Annotated in this window: 2 protein-coding genes; one reads left to right on the forward strand and one right to left on the reverse strand. The window is 71.4% G+C overall.

Features of this window, described 5'->3' with window-relative positions; all coding sequences use genetic code 11:
- Positions 1-116: 116 nt before the first annotated feature.
- Entirely contained in the window at positions 117-623 is a 507-nt protein-coding gene (locus ACGF12_RS38480; RefSeq protein WP_393041289.1) for a hypothetical protein, read from the forward strand.
- Here ACGF12_RS38480 and ACGF12_RS38485 read toward each other — a convergent pair.
- A complete protein-coding gene (locus tag ACGF12_RS38485) occupies positions 604-1500 on the reverse strand; it encodes an IS5 family transposase (protein WP_393041291.1) in 897 nt (298 codons plus the stop codon). The two genes, ACGF12_RS38480 and ACGF12_RS38485, sit on opposite strands and share 20 nt — an antisense overlap.
- Between the last annotated feature and the right edge of the window lie 197 nt (positions 1501-1697).

Raw genomic sequence — 1697 nt, forward strand, 5'->3', positions numbered from 1 at the left:
AGAAGCGATTACCAATCCGGACGTAGGGTCACGTTTCCGCACGTCAGGAGTGAAGTGGCCGCCAGGTAGGCAGGCTCGTTCCGTTGGTTCGGATGCGAGGTGTGCGGAGGTGGCCGATGCCGTCGGTGCTGGGGGTGCTGGAGAAGCGCGAGCGGGTGGCGCTGGCTCGGGCGGAGAAACTGCGGGCCGAGCTGGAGCGGGTTCAAGCCGCTGTTGCTGAGGCGGAAGAGGCCGCGCGGCGCGCGGTCATCGCCCGCGAGGAGACGGTCTTGGCCCTGGCCGAGGCGGCCGAGGAGGTCGCGGTGGTGCCTGGTGCGTCGGCGGGCGGGTCGGAGGCGGCGGCTGCCGCGGGGGCCGCCGGGCCGCGGGTCGAAGTCCCGCTCTGGCATGAGGGGTTGGGGGACGAGGTACTGCCGCCGGACTGCGCGCGGATCGTGGCCCTGGTCGACAACGATGCCGCCGGGGGCGGGGAGGGGGTGCGGGCGCGGCGGATGCGCGAGCATCTGGGCTGGTCTGCCACTGACGCGAAGGAGCAGGCGGCACGGTTCCGGGCGAAGCGGCTGGTGGAGCGGGGCTGGCTGACCGAGGAGCGGCCGGGGCTGTTCAGGCCGCGAACCGCGTGACGCGGCGGGGTGCCGGCTGGCCGGAGCGGGCCAGGCGGCGGGTGGCCGGGATGGACGCGGCCCACCAGGCCATGGCTTCGGCACTGTCGATGCGGGTCTCGTAGTCCCGGGCCAACCGCCGGGCCCGGATCAGCCAGGAAAAACTGCGCTCCACGACCCAGCGGCGCGGCAGCACCACGAACCCCTTGACGTCGTCGCTGCGCTTGACGACAGTCAACGCGAGGGCCAGGACGGTGGTGGCGAAGGCGACCAGCCAACCGGTGTAGCCGCCGTCGGCCCAGACGAGGGCGATGTGGCGGTGGCGCTCGCGCAGGCGCTCCAGCAGGTCGCGGCCGGCGTCGTTGTCCTTGGCCGAGGCGGCGGTGACGATCACGACCAGCAGCAGGCCCAGGGTGTCCACCGCGATGTGCCGTTTGCGTCCGTTGATCTTCTTTCCGGCGTCGTAGCCGCGGGTGGCGGCGCCGACGGTGGCGTCGGCCTTCACCGACTGCGAGTCGATGATCGCGGCGGTGGGCTCCTCCTTCTTGCCCGCCAGGGCGCGCAGCAGCTTGCGCAGCCGGCCGTAGAGCTCCTTGATGTAGTCGTTGTCGCGCCAGCGGCGGAAGAACCGGTAGACGGCCCGCCACTTGGGGAAGTCGGTCGGCAGGCTGGCCCAGCGCACTCCCTCGGCGACCAGGTAGCGCACCGCGTCCAACATCTGGCGGTGGCAGTAGCCCTCCGGGCGGCCCCCTTGTCCGTTCAACCAGGCCGGGACCGGCAGCAACGGCCTGACCAGGCACCATTCGGCATCGGTCAGGTCCGATCCGTAGCGGCGGACGCGGTCGGGCTGGTCGCCGGCGTTGCCGAGCCGGTGGGCCAGGCAGTCGCACCGCGACACGCCGGAACTGGACGCAGGACAGGCGGGCACGACACAGTGGGACACCAGGGCCTCCTGGTACTCGGTTGACTCGACATCACCGAGCTGTGCAGGAGGCCCTTCTCCTATGCGCGTGCCGATCAGCGATCACCCGAACGAGAGTGATGCGCGCGAAAATTCGAGCGGCAGCCGTGCCACGCGGTTTGGGAATCGCTTCT

Source organism: Kitasatospora sp. NPDC048296 (genome assembly GCF_043201815.1).
Classification (GTDB): domain Bacteria; phylum Actinomycetota; class Actinomycetes; order Streptomycetales; family Streptomycetaceae; genus Kitasatospora.